The following is a 1,725-nucleotide window of genomic DNA, read 5'->3' as shown; positions in this document are numbered from 1 at the left end:
TTAGTTTGTCTAGCATCTAAAAATAAAAATTGACGTTTCACGTTGTTTGTTTCGTTCAGTTTTCAAAGAACTACTTGGTCGCTCATTTGCGACTTCCTTATGTTAACATCTCCGTTAGTTAATGTCAACTAAGTTTTTTATTTCGTTTGCCGCGTTCTGCGTTATTGCATCGGCGACTTGTTCTATATTACACCCCTATAGTCTAATCGTCAACACCTTTTATTCAATTAATAATAAAAAAATTCCAAAGGTATTTTCTATATGAGTTTCAGTTATTTAATTTCTCTCATTCAATGAAAATAATGAAAAGGACATCCTATTATATACAAAGCGTCCTTTCCATTAAACATTATATACATACTCTTATAAACTTTAACATTCTTTATTCTCTTTAACATTTCGATCACCTGAGATAAATAAATCAATTAATTTACGTTTATCCGCCCATATCACCCCAAATAAAACTAAGCTACCACCTATTACTACTCTCCAGGTTAAAGATTCATTTAATAGAACAATTGAAGCAGCAATACTTATTAACGGTAACGCATTTAAATATAATCCACTTACTGATGCCGAGACTGTCTCTAATGCTCTATTCCAAAACCAATACGCTAAAATTGTTGCCCCAATAACAAGATATATTACACTAAACCCAGTCTTCCATGTTTCAACTTTCGGAAAACCATAGTAAAAAGTTTCTGCCATTGCAAATGGTAATAGAATAACAGCTCCAATAATTAAAGTTAATGTTGTAAAAACCTTGTTTGATAGATACTGTTCTTGTTTTGGTCGTTTCAGCAATACTGTATAGAAAGCAAATAAGAAAGTGCTTAATAAAATAAGGATATCTCCTATTAAAGATACTTCTTGATCGACGTTACTAGATGGAATTGTAATAAGAAGTACTCCAACAGCCCCGAGTACAATACCAATCCAATAATTAAGTTGAATTCTTTCTTTCAAAAAGAACGCTGAAAAAAGAATTGTAACTAAAGGTAAAGCAGCATCAATAATACTAACATGCAATCCACTTGTTAAAGAAATACCGTAGGATGTGAACATAAAGTAACCAGCTACACCAGTAAAGGATAGTAAACTCATTCTTTTCCACGGTACTTGTTTATGTATAACCGATCTTTTTAATTGTTTAAATGAGAATAGCAAACAGATACCACCAGCTAAGAAAAGGCGAATAAATAACAAAGTAAATGGCTGAATAGATTCTAATGCCCACTTTGTTGGCGCAATAGCTGTCCCCCATAATATAACAGCCACTAATAACATGCATATTTCTTTCATAATCCCCCACACCCATCAAAAAATATATGTTAACTATCTTAATTATAGATTTTTTCTTATGTGAAATCTTTTAAAAATAAAAAAAACGTTATGTGAAAAACAACTGAATAGCTATTTTTCACATAACGTTTTCATATAAAGAGTGAAATTTTTTATTCATTCTACAACTTAATTAACATAAAAAGGTAATTCTCACCTTACACTAACATTTAAACGTATTACTTTATCACCTTTTACGACACTATCGCTCAAACTTTAATTTAGACAGTCCCTTTTAAGATTACTAAATTTATGGATTATAGCAGGTGATACATAAAAATAAACACAAAAAAACCTAAGTCGAATCGACTTAGGTTTTTGCTTGGCGACGTCCTACTCTCACAGGGACAAGGTCCCAACTACCATCGGCGCTAGAGAGCTTAA

At 31.7% G+C, this 1,725-nt stretch carries 1 protein-coding gene; it reads right to left on the bottom strand.

The window, feature by feature from the left end; translation table 11 throughout:
* Positions 1-372: 372 nt before the first annotated feature.
* Positions 373-1,302, bottom strand: a complete 930-nt coding sequence (locus ACTFOB_RS26260; protein ID WP_440030132.1) for a DMT family transporter — start codon at positions 1,300-1,302, stop codon at positions 373-375.
* Positions 1,303-1,725 lie beyond the last annotated feature (423 nt).

It is taken from the genome of Bacillus cereus group sp. MYBK79-1, from assembly GCF_051915365.1.
GTDB lineage: Bacteria > Bacillota > Bacilli > Bacillales > Bacillaceae_G > Bacillus_A.
Note: the sequence above shows the minus strand (reverse complement) of the source record. Positions and strands in the feature narration are given on the sequence as shown.